The sequence below is a fragment of the Bacillus sp. JUb11 genome (assembly GCF_024807925.1).
In the GTDB taxonomy this organism is placed as follows: Bacteria; Bacillota; Bacilli; order Bacillales; family Bacillaceae; genus Bacillus; species Bacillus altitudinis.
In genome coordinates, this window is the sequence record NZ_JANUEZ010000003.1 from 93,530 (window position 1) to 114,915 (window position 21,386).

A 21,386-nucleotide genomic window follows, 5' to 3' on the forward strand; every position below is an offset into this window, starting at 1 on the left:
CCTCATATGCGGGTGCTTTTTCTATGCCATCATTTCTTTTTAAAATTTTTTTTAAAAAAGTGATCCAACCCTTCATCCCCTTCGTTAAGTAGATGTAAAAAGAAAAGAGAGGAGGCAAAAACATGTTCTCTGATGTACTTAGCCAATTATTCGATTCTATCTCTAACATTATTAATACACTTGGATAATCCCATTAACGCACACATACTACATGCTTGCCGAAGGGAGGATACGCTCATGTTCTCTGATGTACTTAGCCAATTATTCGATTCTATTTCTAACATCATTAACACACTTGGGTAATTCCTATGACACGCACATACTACATGCTTTCTGAAAGGAGGATACGCTCATGTTCTCTGATGTACTTAGTCAATTATTCGATTCTATTTCTAACATTATTAATACGCTTGGTTAATGTTCAAAACCCGCTATCTCTCGAGAATAGCGGGTTTTTTATATAAAGAAGCCCCGCTCATAAAATAGAGCGGGGCTTTCCTTCATTCCACTACATCTTCTCTGGCGCAGATACGCCGATAAGTTTTAATGCATTCGCAAGCGTGATTTGTGTTGCTTTCATGAGCGATAGACGTGCTGTTGTTTTTGTTTCATTTTCAACATCAATGACCTTTTCGGCATTGTAGAAGCTGTGAAGGGCTGATGCTAGATCATAGATATAGTTTGTAACGCGGTGCGGAATACGTTTTTCTGCTGCTTCTGCTACAACTTCTGGGAAGCTGCCGATGATTTTCAGAAGATCGTATTCTTTATCCGACTGAATGTGAGAGAAATCTGCTTTTTCAAGGTTTGGCTCGTAGCCTTTTTCTTCCCCTTGACGAAGCATGCTGCAAATTCTCGCATGTGCATATTGTGCATAGTACACAGGGTTTTCGTTAGACGTAGAAATCGCTAAGTCTAGGTCAAAGTCCATATGTGTCGCCGCACTTCTCATCGCAAAGAAATAACGAGTAGCATCTAAGCCCACTTCTTCAATCAAGTCACGCATTGTGACGGCTTTACCTGTACGTTTACTCATCTTCATCTTTTCACCGTTTTTGTAAAGGTGAACGAGTTGAATGATTTCGACCTCCAGTTTGTCCGCTGGATATCCGAGTGCTTGGATCGCCGCTTTCATTCGAGGAATGTAGCCGTGATGGTCGGCCCCCCAAATATTGATGAGCTGGTCAAAACCTCTGTCTAATTTGTCTTTATGATATGCGATATCTGGAAGCAAGTACGTAAAGCTGCCATCTTTTTTAATCAGGACACGGTCCTTGTCATCACCAAAATCAGTTGAACGTAACCATGTTGCGCCGTCTTCTTCAAAGACATAGCCTTTAGCGCGAAGTGTTTCTAGCGCTGGTTCGATTTTTCCGTTTTCATATAAAGACGTTTCAGAATACCACACATCAAATGGGACACGGAAATTCTCTAGGTCGACACGTAGTTTTTCTAGTTCATATTTTAAACCGTACTCACGGAAAAATTTCATACGCTCTTCTTCTGATTCATGCACGAAACGGTCACCAAATTCATCCGCAAGTTTCTGCCCGATGCCTTTGATGTCTTCTCCTCTGTACCCGTCCTCTGGCATTTCTTTTTCAAGACCGAGCGCCTCAAAGTAACGTACTTCTACAGATAGAGCAAGGTTATTGATCTGATTGCCTGCATCGTTGATATAGTATTCACGGCTCACGTCGAAGCCTGCTTTATCAAGGATGTTGCAAAGAGAATCTCCTACAGCTGCGCCGCGGGCATGTCCAAGGTGAAGGTCACCTGTTGGGTTGGCTGAGACGAATTCGACTTGTACTTTTTGACCGCCGCCTGTATTCGTTTCGCCATAAGCCTCTTTTGCTTCAAGAACTGCCGGAATCAGTTTCGTTAAATATTGATTGTTCATATAAAAGTTGATGAATCCTGGACCTGCAATATCCAGTTTTTCAATTGACGCTTTGCCTTTGTCAAATGCATTCACAATGTCCTCGGCGATTTGACGAGGTGCTTTTTTCACAATGCGGGCAAGCTGCATCGCCATATTGGTGGAATAATCACCGTGAGTTTTGTCTTTTGGCACTTCCAAAAGAACATCCGGCACCTGGCTTTCATCAGCAAGTCCTGCTTTGACGACTGCCGCAATGATTTCTTCTTTTAACGCATCTTTGACCTGTTCTGCGATATTCATGAACGTAAATCCTCCTTATATGAAATCGATAATGTATGTAAATGCTTTTGATCTTCACCTGTCAGCATATCGTACGTAATGTGTAGAAGCCCATTGTCTACATCAAGATCAATACCATGTGTGTGCACATCGAGCTGAAGTGTGCCAAATGGCATCGTGTAATGTGTCACGGTCGTTTCTCCAGTGAGAAAGCGCTGCTTCATTTGAATTGCACCTGATCTCATGACAAAAATTTCTTTTTCACTTATTTTGACAACAGTTTTTACTTGACCCATTTCATGTTCTTCATGGTAAGTGAGATACGTTTTGTCATTCTTCTCTTGATACGTTCCAGTTGTTCGGAATTCGATCGTTTCAGCCGGTTCCGTCTCTGGTTTCATCACTGACTTTACATGAATTGAAATTCGGTTTTGTGTCATTTTGCACTTCCTTTGCTAAGACCCGTTTAACTAAAATAGTATACCATAATCCCGATTGCCTATCATCCCATCATTTCTCATCTTCGTGTGGATGAAACCCCCTTTTTGATCTTCACATGTCTCTTTAGAAAAAAAGAAAAATGAAGCTCACCCCTATCACGAGTCCAGTCTTGAGCCCTGCGCTTTTTCGATTGATGAGATAAAACAGTGCTTGGATGCCTGAACTTGCCAAAAATGCCTGAAAGAAATCAAATGGAAGAAGATGCCCTTGCTTATAAACAAACTGCATCAACAGCGCTATGCCAGTAAGATAGAAAAAGCCTCGATCCTGAAACAGATGAACCATCTCATCTTTTGTCTCTTTTTTTGAGGTGAACGTGGGCGGACTCGCTGCAAGCTCTCTTTTCAGCGTAAGAAAGCCTGCCGCTAACACACATAAAGCGAGTAATACCATCAATACAGAAGAAAACACGACCTGCCTCCTTTATCATGTCACCAATGTAAAAAAAGAGCTTGTCCATATGAGATGACAAGCTCCTCTATCAATGTTATTTCACAAAACCAAGCAGCATTTCACGTAAAAGTTTGCTTGCTGTATTCGCCGTTTGATCGGAATGATCATATACAGGCGCTACCTCTACAAGGTCTGCACCGACGACATGCACATCAGAACCAGCAATGGCATGAATAGATGCCAGCAGTTCTTTTGACGTAATACCGCCAGCATCTACAGTTCCTGTACCAGGTGCATGAGCTGGGTCAAGTACATCGATGTCAATTGTCACATAAACTGGGCGGCCTTTCAGCTTTGGTAATACTTGTTTCAATGGCTCGAGTACTTCAAATTTAGAAATGTGCATGCCTGCTTCTTTTGCCCATTCAAATTCTTCTTTCATCCCAGAACGGATGCCGAAAGAGTATACATTTTCAGGTCCAATAAGTCCTGCAACTTTACGAATCGGTGTCGAATGTGAAAGCGGCTCACCCTCATATTCCTCACGAAGATCTGTATGTGCGTCCATATGGATGATTGCCAAATCAGGGTATTTCTTATACATCGCACGGAAAACCGGCCAAGACACAAGATGCTCGCCGCCCATTCCTAATGGAAACTTCCCTTTTTCTAAAATGCTGTCGACATACTCTTCAATTAAATCTAAGCTTTTCTGTGCATTGCCAAATGGAAGCGGGATGTCGCCAGCATCAAAGAATGGCACCTCGTGCAGTTCACGATCTAAATAAGGACTGTATTCCTCTAATCCAATGGATACTTCACGAATACGGTTCGGGCCAAAACGAGAACCCGGACGGTAACTGACGGTCCAATCCATCGGCATCCCGTATAAAATGACTTTTGCATCTTCCCATGTCGGATGACTTCCAATAAACACTTTTCCTGAGTAAGCCTCGTCGAATCTCATACAAGATTCCTCCTTTTACGCTTCAAAAAATGCGCAAACGGTCATTTGCGCATTTCCACTTCGCTTGATTTATTTGATTAAGTCGCTCACAAATTTCGGCAGAACGAATGCCGCTTTGTGCAATTCTTTTGTGTAATATTTCGTATCGATATCAAAGAAGCGGCTGTCTTCTACAGCAAGTGGATCATACTTCTTAGAACCGATAGTAAATGTCCAAAGACCGCTTGGATATGTTGGGATATTCGCTGTATATAACTTGGTAATCGGGAAAATTTCTTTTACATCACGCTGTACATTTGTAATTAACTCAGGTGTGAACCAAGGGTTGTCCGTCTGTGCAACGAAAATACCGTCTTCTTTGAGTGCTTTTGAGATTCCTGCATAGAAACCTTTAGAGAACAGGTTCACAGCTGGTCCAACTGGCTCAGTTGAGTCAACCATGATCACGTCATATTCGTTGTCGGCTTCCGCAATGTGCATAAAGCCGTCTCCGACTTTCACCTCTACACGAGGATCGTCTAGTTTCCCAGCAATTGAAGGAAGGAACTTCTTCGAGTATTCAATGACCTTGCCATCAATATCAACAAGTGTCGCTTTTTTCACACTTGGATGCTTCAGGATTTCACGAATGACACCACCGTCTCCTCCGCCTACGACAAGAACATTTTCCGGGTTTGGATGAGTGAAAAGAGGAACATGTGCCACCATTTCGTGGTATACAAACTCATCTTTCTCTGATGTCATCACCATACCGTCTAAAAACAGCATATTACCAAACTCTTCTGTTTCCACCATTTCTAAATGCTGAAAATCTGTTTGTTCTGTGTGAAGGGTTTTGTTCACCTTCAATGTAATGCCAAAATTCTTCGTTTGCTTCTCTGTATACCAAAGTTCGCTCATTGTTCATCTTCCTCTCATCCAATAATAAACAAACATCTATTGTTAGCGCCTTTTATCGGCTATGACTATATCGATTGTCCAAGAAAAAAGTATAGTGGATTCATATCAAATTGTAAAGAACCGCATGAGATAACTTCATTTTTAAAGCACACCCTTGCAGTCGCCTGTTTAAAACGGTTTTCTTTGTCCCATACTGATAAAAAACCGTCAAAATGGGGGCTTTGCATGGACACAATCATGAGTAATAAAAAAATCCGCATGACCGTGAAAACGATTCGGGCCTGTTTTTTTATCGGCTTGCTCGCTTTTCTATTTGCTGGCACAGTCTTTTTGACGATTCTTTTACTAGCTAAGTGGCAAGGCGCTCCCTCTGTTCAAGTTCCCCAATCCACGACCATTTATGCAGCCGATGGGTCTAAACTTGGCGAATCGAGCTTTGGAGAAAAGAGATACTGGGTTCCGTTAAAGGACATGTCCCCTCATATACAGCAGGCAGTGGTCGCAGTTGAGGATAAAACCTTTTATCAGCATCACGGCTTTGATGTGAAACGAATGGCAGGTGCTGCTGTGGCAGATATTCGTGCAATGGCAAAGGTACAAGGCGCCAGCACGATCACCCAGCAATACGCACGAAATTTATATTTAGATCATGATAAAACATGGAAGCGGAAGTGGAATGAAGCCTTTTACACCATCCGCTTAGAACAAAACTATACAAAAGATGAGATATTGGAAGGATACTTGAACACCATTTATTATGGCCACGGCGCATACGGTGTGGAAGCGGCATCCCGCCTTTACTTTGGAAAAAAAGCGAAGAACTTAACTTTAGCTGAGTCTGCCTTGCTTGCCGGTATTCCAAAGGGGCCTTCTCTCTACTCCCCTTATGTGAATGAGGAGAAAGCCAGCGCAAGAAAGAATATGATTCTGAGGCAAATGCAAGAGGATGGCATGATTACGAAAAAAGCGGCTACTGATGCCAGCAAGGAAAAGCTGTCCTATCGCCCGCTCAAACAAAAGCAGCTGCAAGCAAAGCAGGCCCCGTATTTTTATGATGATGTGATTCGTGAACTGAAACAAACGCTGGGCTTAACCGAGGAACAAATTGAAACGTATGGTCTTCATATCGAAACGACCTTACAACCTGAATTACAAAAAATCGCTGAAAAGACTTTAACCAACATCATGGATTCTGAAACAGGTATCCAAATTGGCTTTGCTGCCATCCATCCCCAAACAGGTCATGTACTCGCCCTCATAGGCGGAAGAGATTACGAGAAAAGCCCATTCAATCGGGTCACACAAGCAAAAAGACAGCCGGGTTCAACAATGAAACCACTTCTCTATTACATGGCTTTGCAAAATGGGTTTACACCAGCAACCGTGATGCGCAGTGAAGAAACTGTTTTTGAACTCGATGAGCAAGGAAGCGGCGCCGCTTATTCACCAAGCAACTATCACGGCTATTACGCCAATGACGGTATTACGATGCTTCAGGCTTTGGCTCTATCTGATAACATTTATGCGGTCAAAACCCATCTATTTTTAGGAATGGAACAGCTTGTACGTGCAGGCAAAACGTTCGGGATTCACGAAAAACTAGATCAAGTGCCTTCACTTGCGCTAGGTACTTCACCTGTCAAACCAATCGAAATGACCAATGCTTACGCGATGCTGGTCAATGGAGGAAAACGTGTCAAGCCAACCTTTATTACGAAAGTAACGGACGCAAAGGGCAACGTACTCTTTGAGGAGAAACAAAAACGAGAGCAAGTACTAGATGAAAAAGCAGCATTTGTCACCACTGACATGATGTCAGGGATGTTCAATCATCAATTAAATGGCTATACAAGTGTCACAGGTCGTACCATTTCAAAAGATCTTACCAGAACGTATGGAGGGAAATCGGGGACGACAGGTGCTGACAGCTGGATGATCGGCTTCTCTCCCCAGCTCGTCACAGGTGTGTGGACCGGCTATGATAAAGGACGCACCATTGACTCGGTCAAAGAAACCGCCTATGCGAAAAAGATATGGGCTTCCTTTATGGAATCAGCCCTCTCAAACCAGCCAGCCTCCTCCTTCATGCCGCCAGACGGTGTAAAAGGCGTATATATCAATCCAAAAACCGGTGATCTCGCAGGCCCAGGATGCGAATCAAAGGTATTTACCTATTTTATAGAAGGAACGGAGCCGACCGGTGTCTGCTATGGTGCCGAGAACAAAGCTTCTGAGCAAGACAAAGCTCAAGATCAACAGCCTAAGAAATGGTGGGAAAAGTGGCTGAAACGTTAAAAATGGACATGAAAAACCCCGAGATCTGCATCTCGGGATTCTCCATGTCCTAGCTTTAACACCAGTTTACTGAAAAAACGCTTGGAATTGGTATCCATTCATCATTCTTCACAAAAATTTCACAATTACTCAGGAACAGCCAATCCTTCTTTTAATTCATCTGTGGATGCTTCCCATAACGCTTCATTGTGACTCTTCAAGAAATCAGCGAGCACCTTTTTCGATACATCATCCATATGACTGACAACGATTTTACGCTTCATGGATTTATCCATTAAATTCACATGCTCAGGAAGTGACTTATATCCTCTGCGGATCGAGCGGTCAACTGTCATTTCACAAGCTGTGACTCCTGCATAATATGGCCCCTCTTCTCTGCGGTCAATCGTCACCCATACGAGCCAATACGGTTTTCCGTTAGGTACCTCTTCTTTGGTTTTTAAAAATTTAATTCCTTTTTCGACGGCACTTCTTGCATGCATCGCACCAATATCAATGACGGCTTCCTTTTCCTCCACATCAATGATCACCGGCGAGATATTATCAAGGCTGAGAGCACCTGCACCAAAGCCTCCATGTCCATCCGTGGCATCTGTTTTTTTAATGATATTAAAACCAATTGGTTTCTTCTTTTTACCTTCCATTCATTAAACCTCCTAAAGCAGCGGCTTCAAAATAAGATTAAACCAGTATATGATTTGATCCCGCATTCCGATCAATGGAACAAAAACAAACTGACCTAGCGGTGTGATGACGAAGATGAGGAAAATGATGATTCCATACTGTTCGAACTGCGTCATCTTCGCACGGATGCCGGGACTGACAACATCCTCAATAATACGATATCCATCCAGCGGCGGGATCGGTAATAAGTTAAATAGGAACAAAATCACGTTCAAGTTAATAAAGATTTGGAAGAAATAATCGATCCCCGGCTCAAAGCGCATGAGCGACTCCCCGCCAAATTTCTGAAGAAGCGCATACACACAAAAGCCCAAAAATGCCAAAACCAAATTGCTTAAAGGTCCTGCGATTGACACACATATCCCTGCGAGACGTGGGTTTTTGAAATGGTACCGATTCACAGGTACAGGCCTCGCCCAGCCAAACCCAGCCACAAAGATCAAGATCGTCCCGAAAATATCAAGGTGCTTCAATGGATTGAGCGTCAGTCTGCCTTGATTTTTAGCTGTCGGATCTCCAAAACGATACGCAACATATGCATGCGCCAGCTCGTGCATCGTAAAAGCCACAACAAGCGTAATGGCGACATATGGAATCAGTTCTAATGGATAAACAAGAAATTGGTCCAAAGGCATGAATCCCTCTTTCTTTCTATACAATGATTTACTTCATTCAGTATACTATAAGAAGTCCCTTAAACTAAAGGGAAGCGTAGCATGAAAGGAAAAAGGAGGTTTTCGCCATGCCAATTGTCACCGTTCAAATGCTTGAAGGAAGAACAGATGAGCAGAAAAGAGCTCTTGTGGAGAAAGTCACTGATGCCGTTGTTGAAACAACAGGCGCAGGTGCAGAAAAAGTCTCTGTCATTATTGAAGAAATGAAAAAAGAACATTATGCTGTAGCAGGAAAGCGAATGAGCGACCTGTAAGCATATAAAAAGGACAAACACTTTTTCGGTGTTTGTCCTTTTTTCTCTTACCTTATCTGTACCAAGCTTTATTACGGTTCACTTGATTTTTATGAGCCGCATCGAAGAAATCGACAGTGTAAGAATAATCATAATTCATTAAGCAGACAATTCCGCTTCCTTGAGGATCATGCGGCAAACCAAAGTTATGGCCGTATTCATGCGTAGCCGCTTTTGCTGTATTCGCTGTTCCTTGGTCAAGGTTAACGGCGAATGCACTTCCGCTTGGTGCACTATTGTAGACATAAGCGATTCCGCCAGCATCAAAGTTTGGATTTGCTGTAAATCCTGTGACAAAATCGTATCCTCTGCCATCAAAGCTGCGCTGAAGGTTAGACAAAATTTGTGATGCATTTGATCCTGAAGACGTCCAAGACCCTACGGCTTGTACGACAAAGTCCACATCATGATCACGGTTAAATGTCACATCCGCTTGCTCAATGATGCTGACAATGCGCGTCTGCCAATCGCTATATTTCGCACGATACTGCGCATCAGCTACTGCATAGACGGTCACTTTCTGACTGCCTGTACTAGCTTTTGTTGAAATCGAATCTCCTGTATTTGCTTTAAAGGTTCTAGACCCTACCTGTTTACCAGACTCATCTAAAATCTTTGTTGTCACATCTCTTTCAATAGGAGGTGCCTTCGTCAAATCTTTAAAATCGTTTGCCTTTGGCAACCCTTCACTAATATGTGTTTCAAACGGCGCATGACCATGATCATGCCCATGACCTGCACTTGCAACTGGTGCAGAAGCTGAACTTACCCCCGGTAACAAACTACCTACCAATAAAAATGACAAAAAGACTGAACGCTTTTTCATTCCTATCCCTCCTTTGTTTTTCACAAGGTTATATATTCACTGAAAATTCACCATTTTCCTTCTATTCAGTCAAAAACAGGGAATTGGATATACAGGAAGAAAGTCGAAACATGTCATTTTCACTAATTTTTCGGATATTTTGACACACATTTTATCAAAAAGCAGAACTTTTGATCCGGGACATTCGCTTAGTAAACATCCATCTTTTTCTAAAGTGCTGTTATAGACCCAGCCACACCATATAAAGAAGCAAAAATTGATATTAGAAAAGATAAATTCAGACTTTACTGATACGAATTATACTTCTTTGCGATTCTCCCTTATGATGAAGAACATAAAAACAATGCTATTTCAAAACAGAAGGGACGATCCACATGTCTGAAAAAAAGCACATACAATTTGGATTGATGTTACATGGTCCAGGAGGTCATATGAATGCATGGAAGGATGAATCCGTTCCAGCAGATGCAAGTGTGAACATTGATTATTATCAAGCAATGACAAAAAAGGCAGAAGCAGCGGGTTTCCGTTTTGTCTTTGTCGCAGATGGCTTATATATTCATGAACATTCAATTCCTCATTTCTTGAACCGATTTGAACCATTAACCATCTTATCCGCTCTTGCAGCGGTCACGAAACAAATTGGACTTGTGGGCACCGTATCCACTTCTTACAGTGAGCCCTTTACCATTGCACGGCAATTTGCATCCCTAGATAAATTAAGCAAAGGCCGGGCCGGATGGAATGTTGTGACTTCCCCACTTGAAGGCTCTGCTGAAAATCACATCATTCGTCCGCATCCAAGCCATTCACTTCGATATGAAATTGCAGAAGAATACTTAAAAGTAGTGAACGGCCTTTGGAGCTCATGGGAAGAAGATGCTTTTTTAAGGGATCGATCAACAGGGGTTTTCTTCGATCGGGATAAACTGCACACATTAAACCATCATGGCAAACACTTTTCTGTCAAAGGTCCTTTGAATATCGAACGATCTGAACAAGGGCAACCGGTAATTTTCCAGGCAGGTGCGTCAGAGGCAGGAAAGGATCTAGCCGCAAAAGAAGCGGACGCAGTATTTACGAATGCAGACTCACTTGAGAAAGCGAAAGCATATTACCGCGACGTGAAAAATAGAGCCGCAGCGCTGGGCAGAAATCCATCTGACATCAAAATTTTCCCCGGTATCCACCCGATTACAGGGCGAACAGTAGAAGAAGCAGAAGAAAAATATGAAGCCATTCAACATCTGGTCTCTATTGAAGAAGCCCTTCACTACCTGGGCAGGTTCTTTGATCACTTGGACTTCAGTCAATTTCCACTTGATGAGCCATTTCCTGATATCGGTGATGCCGGTTCAAACAGCTTTCAATCCACAACTGAATCGATTAAAAAAATGGCGAAAGAACAAAGCTTGACCTTAAGAGAAGTCGCTCTACGAGTAACCACTCCCAAAAGTGCTTTTTTCGGAACTTATGAACAAGTGGCAGACCAGCTGATCCAATGGATCGAAGAAGATGCCGCAGATGGGTTTATTTTTGGCGCACCTATTCTAGCAAGCGGTTTATCTGAATGGACGGAGCACGTCATTCCGATATTGGTAGAAAGAGGATATTACGACCCGAATTATCCAGCTCATACCCTTCGTGAAAATTTGGGTCTGCCTATCAAGAAGAATCAGTTTCTTAAACAAACAGTGAAATAAACATGAAAAGAGGGGTTAGCTCAAAGGCTACCCCTCTTTTCATGTTGGTTGATGCAGTCGATTTTCGATGAGATCAATGAATTGAAGTACGGCTCTTCCTGGCGAATCATTTGTTTTCCTCAATAGACCAACTGGCGGGGAAACATGAATGCCCTTTATTTCTAATACCTTGGTGCCTGGAAGAGTAAAGGAATGAGCAGTTCGTGTAAAAAGAGAGACACCTAATCCAGCCTGAACATAATGTTTATGGGACATGCTGCTCGTAATCTCTAACTTATTGTAATTGGTCCCAATGACATCGACGATTTGTTGTTCGATTTGAATACGGATGGGGCAATTGTGTGGCGTGAATAAAATGGTCTCATCCTTTAAATCTGTCACCTCCACTACCCCTTTTTCCGCTAATCGATGGGAAGACGGGACGAGCAGCACGATATCATCTTGAAAAAGAGGCTTATAGCTATTCTCCATCGAAGCTTCTGGTGCTCCGCAAATCGCAAAATCAATCTCATCATGCGAAAGTAAGGAACTCAACGTATTCGCATCCGCTACTTGCACAGAAAATTCTACATTCGGAAACCTTTCCTTGAATTCTGCAATAAGGGCAGGAAATTCTAAGCTGGCAGTGGGCTCAGAAACACCGATGCGAATGAACCCCGCAATGCCCACTTCTAAATCTTGGAGTGTTTTCGTCAATTTCTCATATTCATTGAGTAAAGAATTGGCTCTTTCATAAAAAAGCTGTCCTGATGCTGTTAACTTTAAGGTCTTCCCTCTTTCTAGAAGCTTCTCTCCAATTTCCTCTTCTAAATGTTTGATGTGTAAAGTGATGGTTGGCTGAGAATAATTCAGCGCTTCTGCTGCTTTTAAAAAATTTCCGTATTTCACGATCGTGGCAAAGGTGCGTATCGCTCGAATCTCCATGAAAACCCCTCTTCTCCCTGTATTTTAAATATCTGAATCGTGTATTTATGATTACTAATTATACTTTTCTATTGGTTTGCCTTATTATAATTTATATTATCAACTATTCCAAGTTGTTTAGAAGGAATTATCAGAAATGGAGGAGACGAATTGGCAAAAGTAACGATTATAGCAGGTGGGCATTCTGTCCAATCTCGGTTAACCGGTGTCCTGCAGCATATCCATCATCGTTTGGCGTTCCATGGGATTGATGCTCATGTCATTCAAGTCCACCAGCTTCCTAGCGGCGCCTTAATAGGAGCAGATTTTTCAAACGAAGACATTATCAAAGCCATTGAGCTTGTGAAAGAGAGCGACGGTGTCATTGTGTTAACACCTGTCTACAAAGCGTCTTTTTCCGGTATTTTAAAAACTTTTTTAGATCTACTTCCCCAGAAAGCATTACAAGATAAACCCGTCCTTCCTTGTGTTTTAGGAGGAACATACGGGCATTTGCTCGTCATTGAATATGCACTTAAACCGATCATTCATCAACTCGGTGCAACTGTCGTTCAATCTGGCGTGTATGTTGTGGATCAACAGGTCACAAAGCAGGATTCAAATAGCTATGTGCTTGATCCAGATGCCACAGACAGATTAAACCTCGCACTATCTCAATATCAAAGTCTAATAGGAGGAACAGCCAATGTCGCTCACCCTTAGTATTCTTGATCAAAGCCTCGTCAGTGAAAACGAGAAAGCAGAGACGGGTATTCAGCATACTGTCAGATTGGCTGAAGCAGCAGATCAGCTTGGTTATCACAGGTTTTGGGTGTCTGAACATCACAATAATTCTCAAGTGGCAGGATCATCCCCTGAAGCCCTCGCTGGTTATCTTTTAGCAAAAACGAACCATTTGCGAATTGGGTCTGGCGGTGTCATGCTTCAGCATTACAGCCCGTTTAAGGTGGCTGAAACATTTCATGTACTGGCATCTCTAGCGCCTGGCAGAGTCGATTTAGGCGTTGGGAAAGCACCGGGAGGGTTGAACCTCTCAACACAAGCGCTTCAGGAAGATTATCAAGCGTCACGGAAAGACTTTTCTCAAAAATTAGTGGATCTCAAAACGTATCTAACTGAACAAGCAAATGAATTAAATGCTCAGCCAATTCCCAGCGTATCACCCGACATGTTCCTTCTAGGCGGCAGTATTGAGAGCGCGGAATTCGCAGCGAAACTTGGGATATCCTTTGTGTTTGCCTATTTTATTAACGGGGATGACGCATTATTAAAAGAAGCAAGAGAGACTTTTCAAAAATTCAAGACACAGAACACGCACCAGCAATTTCTTCTCGCCATCACCGTATCTGTAGCGGAAGACCACAAACAAGCCCTCTCGTACATCAAGCAAAAGGAAACAGTAAAGGTCTCCTTTTCCGATGGAAGAAAGCTGAATGTGACGTCACTAGAAGATGCAGAAAAGCTGGTGAAAGGAACAAAAAAAGAACACTACAACATTCACGTTCAAAAAACCGGTTATACCGCTGGCACAAAAGAAACCGTTCATCGCCGGCTGACTGAACTAGCCGAGACATATGATATCAACGAGTTCATTGTGCTATCTCCGATTGTAGACATTGAGGCAAGAATAGCGTCTATCACATTATTAAAAGAAGCATTTGATCATGAACTAACAGCCAAAAACCAAATAAACCAAGAGGTGAGCGTCTAATGTCAAATAAACAAAAAATCATTTTATGGAGCAAAAATGGATGCAGCTATTGTCAGGACATTCAGTCCTATTTCAACGAACAGCACATTACTTATTCAACCATTGATGTAACAGAGCATGATCATTACAGAAATATTTTAGAAGAAAAATACGGCGTCCGTTATGTGCCAGTAGTAGAAATCAGCCGTGATACCCACGTGTATCAAGCATTGCTGAATCCAGATATCGATACTTTACGAAAAGCGTTGAGCTGACATTACACACTACCCTTTTGATTGGAGGTTTGTCATGAGTCGAGATATTTTTCGCATCGCTACCGAAGAAGATGCACCGGCTTTTCTAGAATTGCTGTCCAGTGCATTTAAACCGCTTGGAGAAATGGGCATTGATTGGCCATCCACGAACGCCACACTTGAAATGGTCACAGAAAACATCAAACAATCCGTTGCTGTTGTGTTAGAACGAGACGGGCGGCTCATATCAACCATCACCATACGTTTTCCGTGGGAGAGTACTCAACCGGTCTCAGGCTATCCATTTGTTTGGTGGTTTGCCACAGCTCCTGATTTAGCCGGTCAAGGGATCGGAAATAAGCTGCTCGATTATGTAGAAAACACCTTGCTCCGGCAGACATTTAAAGCACCAGCATACACACTGGGCACTTCTGGCCGAAAGCACCCCTGGCTTCTAGAGATGTACGAACGAAAAGGCTATACAGCATATATTGAACGTGAAGCCGATAATGGCGACTTAGGTGTATTAATGTATAAAGTCCTCATCCCTGAACGGTTTGATGCCGCCATATTAGGCGCACCGCCCTCAGAAGAAAAAGTCCAAACGACTTCAACATAGGAGGTGATTCAACATGGGGGAGTTTTTCAAATGGGAGTATGTCGTCACACTCTTCCCTAAAGTATTGTCAGCCCTTCCAACAACCTTACTGATCGTTTTATTTGCCACTTTGATTGGCAGTTTTCTTGGATTCATTCTTGCTTATTTCCGAATTGAGCGTATTCCCATCCTGCATCAGCTCAGTGCAATTTATGTCTCATTTATTCGTGGAACACCTATCCTTGTGCAAATGTTTATTGTGTTTTATGGCCTGCCTGGTGTGCTTGCAACAATTGGGCTTGATATCTCCATGTGGAACAAATTGATCTTTCTGTATATTACATATGGACTCAATACAGCTGGGTATTTTTCAGAAATATTCCGATCTGCCCTATCGAGTGTCCCAGCATCTCAATATGAAGCGGCCGCCTCGATTGGACTGACGAAATGGCAGATTTATAGAAGAACGCTTATTCCTCAAGCAGGGAGAATCGCCCTTCCTAATATCGGCGTGGCCATTGTCAACTTATTACAAAATACCTCCCTCGCCTTTACATTAGGTGTGATGGACATGATCGGAAAGGTTCAAACATTAGGGGCTTTATACTATCGCGTATTAGAAGGATACTTTATTGCTGCCGTTATATTTATCATTTTAAGTATGGTGTTAGAAAAATCATTTGACCTATTGGAAAAACGGATCAATACACCGAAAACAAAAAAACAGCGTCAGACGGCATTGCTTCCCTTAAAAAGAGCTGAAGCGGCCTTCACTGTAGAAAAACGTGCAAAATAAACTGGGGAGGAATTTACATGAAAAATAACAGAATATTCAGTAATAATTATATCATCGGTCTGCTTCTACTTGGTTCATTGCTGCTTGCCGCCTGCGGAAATAATGAGCAATCGGATGAAGTCAAAGCAGAAGCGAACAATAATGACCCAGATGCAAAAGAAATCGTCATTGGGACAGGGAACGCCTATCAGCCTTTCGTTTACTTAGATGAAAACGGCAAATTAACAGGCTACGAGAAGGCTGTATTAGATGAAGTGGATCAGCTGCTTCCACAATATAAGTTTAAATATGAATCCTTTGAGTTTAAAAATATTCTGCCTGCTTTAGATGCAGGTAAAGTTGATCTCGCTGCCCACCAATATGAAATCAATGACGAGCGTCAGAAGAAATATCTATTTGGAAAAGTTGGCTACACAGATTATACAAGCTATGTTGTGGTGAATAAAGCATCCGGTCATGACTTTCAAAGCCTGGACGATTTAGCTGGACACAAAGTGCACACCTCTACAGGAAGTAATTTCGCTTATCTTCTAGAGCAATATAACGCAAAGCATGATCGGAAAATTGACATTGTCTACGGGGATGGCGGGAACGAAATTTTAGTCAAAAACCTGCAGAATGGCACGGTCGATGCTGCCTTACTCACAAAGTATGACGTCAATAAGCTAAACAAACAGTTCAATGCCAATCTTGTGACATCCGGAAAGCCTGTAAACGTATCTAAAACGTATTATCTATATCAAAAAAACAATACAAAACTTCAAAAAGACATTGATCAAGCCCTGCAAAAACTGATCGATAACGGCAAGCTCGCTGAATTGTCTAAAAAAATATTGGGCGGAGACTTTACTACATCATAAGAAAGGAGCGATCTGAGTGGATTTTGACGTTGCTTTTATGTTTCAGGCCTTTCTAGCCGCACTTCATTATTTGCCAACGACGCTGCTATTAGGTTTTCTCCCGCTATTATTCGGCTCCATCTTTGGCTTTGGCATTGCCCTTATTCGTTTTTATCAAGTGCCTATATTGTCTCCATTGTTCAAATGGTTTGTGGCGATTTTTAAAGCCATTCCTGTTGTATTAATCTTGCTCGTATCTTATCTTATTTTTTCCGATTCGCTCGATCAATTGGCTGTATCTCTTTCGCTGCCCATCCGTTTTAGCGATTTAGATAGAAGATGGATTGCCATTTTCGCCCTTTCTTTATATGCCGTCAGCGGGTTATCAGAGATATTTCGAAGCTCTCTTGCGTCCATCCCAAAGGGCCAATTTGATGCCGCTCTATCCGTTGGTTTCACAGGCAGACAGGTGTTGCGAAGAGTGATCATTCCACAAGTCTTTCCCATCTCTCTTCCTTTACTGAACAACATGCTCATCAGTTTAATCAAAGCCTCTTCTCTCGTCTCTATGGTATCTGTGGTCGATATTTTAAACGGCGCTTTAATCAAAGCCAATGTGAACTATCGTTATCTTGAAGCCTACATTGCTGTTGCCCTTATTTACTGGGCGCTGTGTGCCTCTATTGAAGCCATTACAGCCGGATATGAGAAATATGGACACAAAAACAAAAGGAGGCGATTGGCATGATTCACATCAAACAAGTGCATAAAGCATTCGGTCAAAACCAGATTCTAAAGGGAATGGATTTAACGGTAGAAAAAGGCGAAGTCGTAGTCATTTTAGGACCGAGCGGCTCTGGGAAATCAACATTTCTCAGATGCTTAAATTTTCTTGAGCGTGCGGATCAAGGCGAGATCAGCATTGATCACACCACTGTCACATTCAATCAAGCAAAACCGAAAGACATTCTAGCAATTCGCCGAAAAACAGCCATGGTCTTTCAGCAATACGACCTGTTTATTCATAAGACAGCACTTGAGAATGTCATGGAAGGCTTAGTCATTGCCCGTAAACAACCGAAAGACCAGGCCTATGACACAGCACTCCAATTGCTCAAAAAAGTAGGGTTACTAGAGAAAAAAGATGCCTATCCGCATCAATTATCTGGCGGACAGCAGCAGCGAGTAGGCATTGCAAGAGCACTTGCATTGAATCCGGAAGTCATTTTGTTTGATGAGCCGACCTCCGCTTTAGATCCCGAGCTTGTAGGTGAAACACTTGACGTCATTAAACAAGTGGCACAAACCGGGGTCACCATGATCATCGTCACCCACGAGATGAGCTTTGCCTATGATATTGCCGACAGGGTGATTTTCATGGAGGATGGGGTCATTGTTGAATCAGGCACCCCAGTAGAAGTCTTTGAACAGACGAAGGAAGAACGGACAAAACAATTTTTAGCGAGATTTTCTTATCATCATTCCTAAAAAACAAGTCGATCCATGAGGTCGACTTGTTTCTGTTTCTATATGCGTGCAAAATAAAAACCAGTCTGTTCTAGCCATTGGCTATTACATACTGGTTCTTATCGTTAGTTCAATTCCTTCAACTGATCAATATACGCAAGGGCTGCCTCAAATTCTTCGTCCGTATAGCGCTGCTTGCTTTTAATGGTGAAGACCTTTTCCTTTACCTCATCTTTTGGCAGATCGTCAAAGTATAAAATCGTTGAGACAAGCTCTAGAAAACGAGACGATTGCTCATTCATCTGCTGCGTCAGCACTTTGAGGTCAGGCATGTCCACTTCACACTGATCGAGAAACTCTTTCCCATTGTCCGTCAGCGAATAGCGATATTGAAAGTATCCGCCCTTTTTTTCCTTCATTTCGTCCAAGAATCCAAGGTTGCACAGCTCTTCAATTCTGAGCGTCAACTCCTCTGAATAAGGGCCATAAAAATGAAAATCGTATTTCTCGTAAAAAGGCAAATCTAGCTTTTTTGCTATGTAAATCATTTTTTGCAGCTTCTTCCGTCCAACGATTTCCCCAGATTCAGAGAACACCTTCATCAACTTTGCATGCTCTTTCAACAAATTCCCGACATCTCCTTTTTCAGTACTTCCTTATCCCAATCCAAGCAGCTTCATGATCGCCTTCTTTTCTTCAGCTTTTTCCGACATATCTACAATTAAGTCCATCGGGAAATAAAGTTTATGATCGGTTCTTCGTTTACCGGAAATGGCGTCAACAATATCTGACTGTCTCGACAGTTCTTTAATATGACCACTTTGCGTCAAGAGATGGATCGGCAGCCGTTCTTCTTCTTCGCCCGGTCTATAGAAGTCATAAGGCAAATCAGAGGAAGAGTCGACCACTAAATAATAGTCAGGATCAATTCCTGCTTCTTTGAACAAAGCCGTCAGCTTGAAATATTTCGTCATTTCTTCATTTGGATTAAACTCTGTATATTGGAATAAACGGCGGTTCATAAAACGGCGGCACAAATCAGCCAGCACGTGATCTTCTTCATCTTCCCACGCCTGAAAATAAAATAAGACAATGGATTCATCCAGCTTAATATAGTCCTCTGTGGTGACATTTCCTTCAAAAATCGAATAAAAATGCACCGGGGCATGTGTGAAAATATATCCCGTTTCATGCAGCTCTTTTGCACGATGGAGAATTTTTGTTAAAATGACTTCCGCACTGCGTGTCACTGGATGGAAATAGACTTGCCAGTACATTTGATAGCGGCTCATAATATAATCCTCTACGGCATGCATCCCGCTCTGTTTCATCACAATCTGATCTTCTCTTGGACGCATCACGCGTAAAATACGTTCCATATCAAAGTGACCATAGCTGACGCCTGTATAGTAAGCATCACGCTGCAAGTAATCCATTCGGTCGGCATCAATTTGACTTGAAATCAAACTGACCACCTGTTTGTTTTGATACGTTTTGGCAATGACTTCTGCTACATGCTTTGGAAAATCGTCACTAACCCGGCGCAGCACTTCATTTACTTCCGTCTGCCCTAAAATGATATCTCTTGTAAACGATTCATGATCTAAATGAAAGACCTTTTCAAAGGAATGAGAAAACGGACCATGTCCAAGGTCATGAAGCAGGGCGGCACTCAGTACAAGCTCACGCTCCCCTTCATCCCATTCGGGTCTTCCTTTAAACACATCATCCACAATTCGTCTGACAATCTCGTATACACCGAGTGAATGATTAAATCGGCTGTGTTCTGCCCCATGAAACGTTAAATAAGTGGTGCCTAGCTGTTTAATTCGTCTAAGGCGCTGGAACTCTCTCGTTCCGATTAAATCCCATATCAATGCATCCCGTACGTGAACATAGCGGTGCACAGGATCTTTAAATACCTTTTCTTCGGATAATTTCCCTTTTGGATACGCCATCGTTTCGTCCCTCTTTTTTTAAGACGTGTTTCTATTATATCGGGTAACTTTTCCCGAAAACATCCTTGAATTTGCTGGCGAATGTGTTCTCATAGATTGAACGGACGTAAAAAGCCCGACCTGACAGGGACGGACCTCTTTTTAGGTCGACTGAACACATTCAGTGACATTTATTTGACTTTTTTTTGAACCTTTTCGAGTAACTCATCTTCTGTTGGTGCGGATAATGGGCGATTGTTCACAAACGCAAAAGCCTTTTTTCGTCCTGGACCGCAATACGATTGACAGCCAATCTCAATTTTTGCATCAGGGTCAACCGATTTAAGTCGAGGCAATAACGTTTTTAGGTTCGTCGCATCACAATCGTCACATACGCGAAACTCATTAGCCATGTTCTTACGCTTCCTTTCAATGATGAAACTTCATTCTATATGAAACAGTTGGACAACTAAGAGTGAATAATATACCACCCAACATTGTACATCGAAGCGACTGGAGTTGCAAGATGCATTGTCAGCACAGAGACGTATTCACATAAAAGCTAGTATTTTCCACTATCCTTTTAGCAAACTTGTATAAACCTTCTTCAACTTGGCTAATCTAATACCATCAAATCTTATGGGGGTTTAAACACATGTCAAAACAAAGACAAGATGCTTGGTCAGAGGAAAATGATCTCCTTCTGGCAGAAACCGTCTTACGTCACGTCAGAGAGGGCAGTACACAGCTGAACGCATTTGAAGAAGTGGGAGACAAGCTAAACCGTACCTCAGCGGCATGCGGATTTAGATGGAATGCTGTCGTGAGGCATCAATATGAAAAAGCATTGGCACTTGCCAAAAAACAGCGTAAACAACGCATGCGTGCACTCGGCAATGGGCAGCCTGCGAAAAAACGTTTGCTCTATCAGCCGCAAGTTGAAGAAACGATCACACAGGAAGAGTTCTCTCAAGAACTGGAACCTGCGCAAGAAGAAACGTTTGCACCTGCAGCCGAAACAGCCGAACAGCTTCAGTTTGTGGATCAAAGCTACAATGAAGAGTTAGCTAGTTTATCACATTTATTGTCACAGGCTTCTCAAGTGACAGAGAAAAAGCCAGAAACCAATCCATTTGGGCAGCGCCAAGAGCTAACCATTGAAGATATCATTGATTTCTTACGCCGCTATGAAGGCGATGGACAGCAATCTTCTGCCTTACGCATGGAAAACAGCCGGTTAAAACAAGAAAACAATGAACTTTCACATAAAGTGTCGCAGCTAGAAGCTGAAGTGAAAAAGCTTGAAAAGGATCAGCTCACGATTCAAGAAGATTATGAAACACTCGTCAAAATCATGAACCGTGCAAGAAAACTAGTTTTGTTTGAAGAGGACGACAGTGCCGCACCAACCTTTAAAATGGATCGTAACGGCAACCTTGAAAAAATGGCTGAATAACCAAAAAGTGCTCCCCACCTGCGGGAAG

Annotated in this window: 24 protein-coding genes; 12 read left to right on the forward strand and 12 right to left on the reverse strand. The window is 42.4% G+C overall.

All coding sequences use genetic code 11. The features are described from left to right. Positions 1 to 508: 508 nt before the first annotated feature. The 5 genes from argS to speE all read right to left on the reverse strand — a co-directional run bounded on the left by argS (position 509) and on the right by speE (position 4,922). Positions 509 to 2,182, reverse strand: coding sequence for an arginine--tRNA ligase (gene argS, locus M2369_RS06485; RefSeq protein WP_041507914.1), 1,674 nt, complete (start codon positions 2,180 to 2,182; stop codon positions 509 to 511). Then, positions 2,179 to 2,601 carry a YwiB family protein gene (locus M2369_RS06490; protein WP_045033910.1) on the reverse strand — a complete coding sequence of 141 codons (423 nt, stop codon included), beginning with the start codon at positions 2,599 to 2,601 and terminating at the stop codon, positions 2,179 to 2,181. Before M2369_RS06490 ends, argS begins: the two co-directional genes overlap by 4 nt. A 124-nt stretch (positions 2,602 to 2,725) precedes the next feature. Continuing rightward, positions 2,726 to 3,073: a hypothetical protein gene (locus M2369_RS06495; protein ID WP_024719436.1), complete on the reverse strand. Its 348-nt coding sequence runs from the start codon at positions 3,071 to 3,073 to the stop codon at positions 2,726 to 2,728. A gap of 76 nt (positions 3,074 to 3,149) precedes the next feature. Then, a complete protein-coding gene (speB, locus tag M2369_RS06500; RefSeq protein WP_017360073.1) occupies positions 3,150 to 4,022 on the reverse strand; it encodes an agmatinase in 873 nt (290 codons plus the stop codon). A 69-nt stretch (positions 4,023 to 4,091) separates the two neighbouring features. Continuing rightward, positions 4,092 to 4,922: a spermidine synthase gene (gene speE, locus M2369_RS06505; protein WP_017360074.1), complete on the reverse strand. Its 831-nt coding sequence runs from the start codon at positions 4,920 to 4,922 to the stop codon at positions 4,092 to 4,094. A gap of 225 nt (positions 4,923 to 5,147) precedes the next feature. Here speE and M2369_RS06510 point away from each other — a divergent pair, with 225 nt between their 5' ends. Beyond that, entirely contained in the window at positions 5,148 to 7,217 is a 2,070-nt protein-coding gene (locus M2369_RS06510) for a transglycosylase domain-containing protein (RefSeq protein ID WP_100324671.1), read from the forward strand. A gap of 125 nt (positions 7,218 to 7,342) precedes the next feature. Here the strand turns inward: M2369_RS06510 and M2369_RS06515 are convergent, their stop codons facing one another. Together M2369_RS06515 and M2369_RS06520 are read right to left on the reverse strand one after the other, a co-directional pair. Further along, positions 7,343 to 7,861 carry a YwhD family protein gene (locus M2369_RS06515; RefSeq protein WP_012011599.1) on the reverse strand — a complete coding sequence of 173 codons (519 nt, stop codon included), beginning with the start codon at positions 7,859 to 7,861 and terminating at the stop codon, positions 7,343 to 7,345. Between the two features lie 12 nt (positions 7,862 to 7,873). Next, positions 7,874 to 8,536 carry a site-2 protease family protein gene (locus tag M2369_RS06520; protein ID WP_047945771.1) on the reverse strand — a complete coding sequence of 221 codons (663 nt, stop codon included), beginning with the start codon at positions 8,534 to 8,536 and terminating at the stop codon, positions 7,874 to 7,876. Positions 8,537 to 8,643: 107 nt separating this feature from the next. Here M2369_RS06520 and M2369_RS06525 point away from each other — a divergent pair, with 107 nt between their 5' ends. After that, positions 8,644 to 8,829, forward strand: coding sequence for a 2-hydroxymuconate tautomerase (locus M2369_RS06525; RefSeq protein ID WP_003214939.1), 186 nt, complete (start codon positions 8,644 to 8,646; stop codon positions 8,827 to 8,829). 52 nt (positions 8,830 to 8,881) lie between these two features. Here the strand turns inward: M2369_RS06525 and M2369_RS06530 are convergent, their stop codons facing one another. Beyond that, positions 8,882 to 9,694, reverse strand: a complete 813-nt coding sequence (locus M2369_RS06530) for a zinc-dependent metalloprotease (protein WP_024719439.1) — start codon at positions 9,692 to 9,694, stop codon at positions 8,882 to 8,884. A gap of 374 nt (positions 9,695 to 10,068) precedes the next feature. Here M2369_RS06530 and M2369_RS06535 point away from each other — a divergent pair, with 374 nt between their 5' ends. Next, entirely contained in the window at positions 10,069 to 11,397 is a 1,329-nt protein-coding gene (locus M2369_RS06535; RefSeq protein WP_039165237.1) for an LLM class flavin-dependent oxidoreductase, read from the forward strand. A 39-nt stretch (positions 11,398 to 11,436) separates the two neighbouring features. Here M2369_RS06535 and M2369_RS06540 read toward each other — a convergent pair whose 3' ends face one another. Next, positions 11,437 to 12,321, reverse strand: a complete 885-nt coding sequence (locus M2369_RS06540; protein WP_008343536.1) for a LysR family transcriptional regulator — start codon at positions 12,319 to 12,321, stop codon at positions 11,437 to 11,439. A 150-nt stretch (positions 12,322 to 12,471) separates the two neighbouring features. On the opposite strand from M2369_RS06540, the gene ssuE reads away from it, so the two are divergent. Genes ssuE through M2369_RS06580 form a run of 8 tightly spaced genes read left to right on the forward strand, consistent with a single transcriptional unit; the run spans position 12,472 to position 17,986 of the window. Further along, positions 12,472 to 13,023, forward strand: a complete 552-nt coding sequence (ssuE, locus tag M2369_RS06545) for an NADPH-dependent FMN reductase (RefSeq protein WP_039165235.1) — start codon at positions 12,472 to 12,474, stop codon at positions 13,021 to 13,023. Next, entirely contained in the window at positions 13,007 to 14,032 is a 1,026-nt protein-coding gene (locus M2369_RS06550) for an LLM class flavin-dependent oxidoreductase (protein WP_039165233.1), read from the forward strand. The genes ssuE and M2369_RS06550 overlap by 17 nt, the downstream gene beginning before the upstream one ends. Then, a complete protein-coding gene (locus M2369_RS06555; RefSeq protein ID WP_024719443.1) occupies positions 14,032 to 14,286 on the forward strand; it encodes a glutaredoxin family protein in 255 nt (84 codons plus the stop codon). Before M2369_RS06550 ends, M2369_RS06555 begins: the two co-directional genes overlap by 1 nt. 34 nt (positions 14,287 to 14,320) lie before the next feature. Beyond that, positions 14,321 to 14,884, forward strand: coding sequence for a GNAT family N-acetyltransferase (locus M2369_RS06560; protein ID WP_008343543.1), 564 nt, complete (start codon positions 14,321 to 14,323; stop codon positions 14,882 to 14,884). A 13-nt stretch (positions 14,885 to 14,897) separates the two neighbouring features. Beyond that, positions 14,898 to 15,659, forward strand: coding sequence for an amino acid ABC transporter permease (locus M2369_RS06565; protein WP_008343545.1), 762 nt, complete (start codon positions 14,898 to 14,900; stop codon positions 15,657 to 15,659). A gap of 17 nt (positions 15,660 to 15,676) precedes the next feature. Beyond that, entirely contained in the window at positions 15,677 to 16,519 is an 843-nt protein-coding gene (locus tag M2369_RS06570) for a transporter substrate-binding domain-containing protein (protein ID WP_058337045.1), read from the forward strand. A gap of 16 nt (positions 16,520 to 16,535) precedes the next feature. Beyond that, complete coding sequence (locus M2369_RS06575) at positions 16,536 to 17,246, forward strand: ABC transporter permease subunit (RefSeq protein ID WP_084231781.1); 711 nt, start codon at positions 16,536 to 16,538, stop codon at positions 17,244 to 17,246. Beyond that, a complete protein-coding gene (locus M2369_RS06580; RefSeq protein ID WP_041507922.1) occupies positions 17,243 to 17,986 on the forward strand; it encodes an amino acid ABC transporter ATP-binding protein in 744 nt (247 codons plus the stop codon). Before M2369_RS06575 ends, M2369_RS06580 begins: the two co-directional genes overlap by 4 nt. A 104-nt stretch (positions 17,987 to 18,090) precedes the next feature. Here M2369_RS06580 and M2369_RS06585 read toward each other — a convergent pair whose 3' ends face one another. The 3 genes from M2369_RS06585 to M2369_RS06595 all read right to left on the reverse strand — a co-directional run bounded on the left by M2369_RS06585 (position 18,091) and on the right by M2369_RS06595 (position 20,315). Further along, complete coding sequence (locus M2369_RS06585; protein WP_024719448.1) at positions 18,091 to 18,591, reverse strand: YwgA family protein; 501 nt, start codon at positions 18,589 to 18,591, stop codon at positions 18,091 to 18,093. 30 nt (positions 18,592 to 18,621) lie between these two features. After that, positions 18,622 to 19,923 (reverse strand): HD domain-containing protein, encoded by a 1,302-nt coding sequence (locus tag M2369_RS06590; RefSeq protein ID WP_007497716.1) that lies wholly within the window; start codon positions 19,921 to 19,923, stop codon positions 18,622 to 18,624. A 170-nt stretch (positions 19,924 to 20,093) separates the two neighbouring features. After that, complete coding sequence (locus M2369_RS06595) at positions 20,094 to 20,315, reverse strand: YuzB family protein (RefSeq protein WP_003215259.1); 222 nt, start codon at positions 20,313 to 20,315, stop codon at positions 20,094 to 20,096. A 242-nt stretch (positions 20,316 to 20,557) separates the two neighbouring features. Between M2369_RS06595 and M2369_RS06600 the strand changes: the two genes are divergently transcribed. After that, positions 20,558 to 21,358, forward strand: a complete 801-nt coding sequence (locus tag M2369_RS06600) for an RsfA family transcriptional regulator (protein ID WP_039165221.1) — start codon at positions 20,558 to 20,560, stop codon at positions 21,356 to 21,358. Positions 21,359 to 21,386: the final 28 nt, after the last annotated feature.

What these genes read in the sequence shown, in the direction of transcription:
- argS (WP_041507914.1), bottom strand. Translation starts at nt 2,182, where the DNA reads ATGAATATCGCAGAACAGGTCAAAGATGCGTTAAAAGAAGAAATCATT.
- M2369_RS06490 (WP_045033910.1), bottom strand. Translation starts at nt 2,601, where the DNA reads ATGACACAAAACCGAATTTCAATTCATGTAAAGTCAGTGATGAAACCA.
- speB (WP_017360073.1), bottom strand. Translation starts at nt 4,022, where the DNA reads ATGAGATTCGACGAGGCTTACTCAGGAAAAGTGTTTATTGGAAGTCAT.
- speE (WP_017360074.1), bottom strand. Translation starts at nt 4,922, where the DNA reads ATGAGCGAACTTTGGTATACAGAGAAGCAAACGAAGAATTTTGGCATT.
- M2369_RS06510 (WP_100324671.1), top strand. Translation starts at nt 5,148, where the DNA reads ATGGACACAATCATGAGTAATAAAAAAATCCGCATGACCGTGAAAACG.
- M2369_RS06515 (WP_012011599.1), bottom strand. Translation starts at nt 7,861, where the DNA reads ATGGAAGGTAAAAAGAAGAAACCAATTGGTTTTAATATCATTAAAAAA.
- M2369_RS06520 (WP_047945771.1), bottom strand. Translation starts at nt 8,536, where the DNA reads ATGCCTTTGGACCAATTTCTTGTTTATCCATTAGAACTGATTCCATAT.
- M2369_RS06525 (WP_003214939.1), top strand. Translation starts at nt 8,644, where the DNA reads ATGCCAATTGTCACCGTTCAAATGCTTGAAGGAAGAACAGATGAGCAG.
- M2369_RS06530 (WP_024719439.1), bottom strand. Translation starts at nt 9,694, where the DNA reads ATGAAAAAGCGTTCAGTCTTTTTGTCATTTTTATTGGTAGGTAGTTTG.
- M2369_RS06535 (WP_039165237.1), top strand. Translation starts at nt 10,069, where the DNA reads ATGTCTGAAAAAAAGCACATACAATTTGGATTGATGTTACATGGTCCA.
- M2369_RS06540 (WP_008343536.1), bottom strand. Translation starts at nt 12,321, where the DNA reads ATGGAGATTCGAGCGATACGCACCTTTGCCACGATCGTGAAATACGGA.
- M2369_RS06550 (WP_039165233.1), top strand. Translation starts at nt 13,007, where the DNA reads ATGTCGCTCACCCTTAGTATTCTTGATCAAAGCCTCGTCAGTGAAAAC.
- M2369_RS06555 (WP_024719443.1), top strand. Translation starts at nt 14,032, where the DNA reads ATGTCAAATAAACAAAAAATCATTTTATGGAGCAAAAATGGATGCAGC.
- M2369_RS06560 (WP_008343543.1), top strand. Translation starts at nt 14,321, where the DNA reads ATGAGTCGAGATATTTTTCGCATCGCTACCGAAGAAGATGCACCGGCT.
- M2369_RS06565 (WP_008343545.1), top strand. Translation starts at nt 14,898, where the DNA reads ATGGGGGAGTTTTTCAAATGGGAGTATGTCGTCACACTCTTCCCTAAA.
- M2369_RS06570 (WP_058337045.1), top strand. Translation starts at nt 15,677, where the DNA reads ATGAAAAATAACAGAATATTCAGTAATAATTATATCATCGGTCTGCTT.
- M2369_RS06580 (WP_041507922.1), top strand. Translation starts at nt 17,243, where the DNA reads ATGATTCACATCAAACAAGTGCATAAAGCATTCGGTCAAAACCAGATT.
- M2369_RS06590 (WP_007497716.1), bottom strand. Translation starts at nt 19,923, where the DNA reads ATGGCGTATCCAAAAGGGAAATTATCCGAAGAAAAGGTATTTAAAGAT.
- M2369_RS06595 (WP_003215259.1), bottom strand. Translation starts at nt 20,315, where the DNA reads ATGGCTAATGAGTTTCGCGTATGTGACGATTGTGATGCGACGAACCTA.
- M2369_RS06600 (WP_039165221.1), top strand. Translation starts at nt 20,558, where the DNA reads ATGTCAAAACAAAGACAAGATGCTTGGTCAGAGGAAAATGATCTCCTT.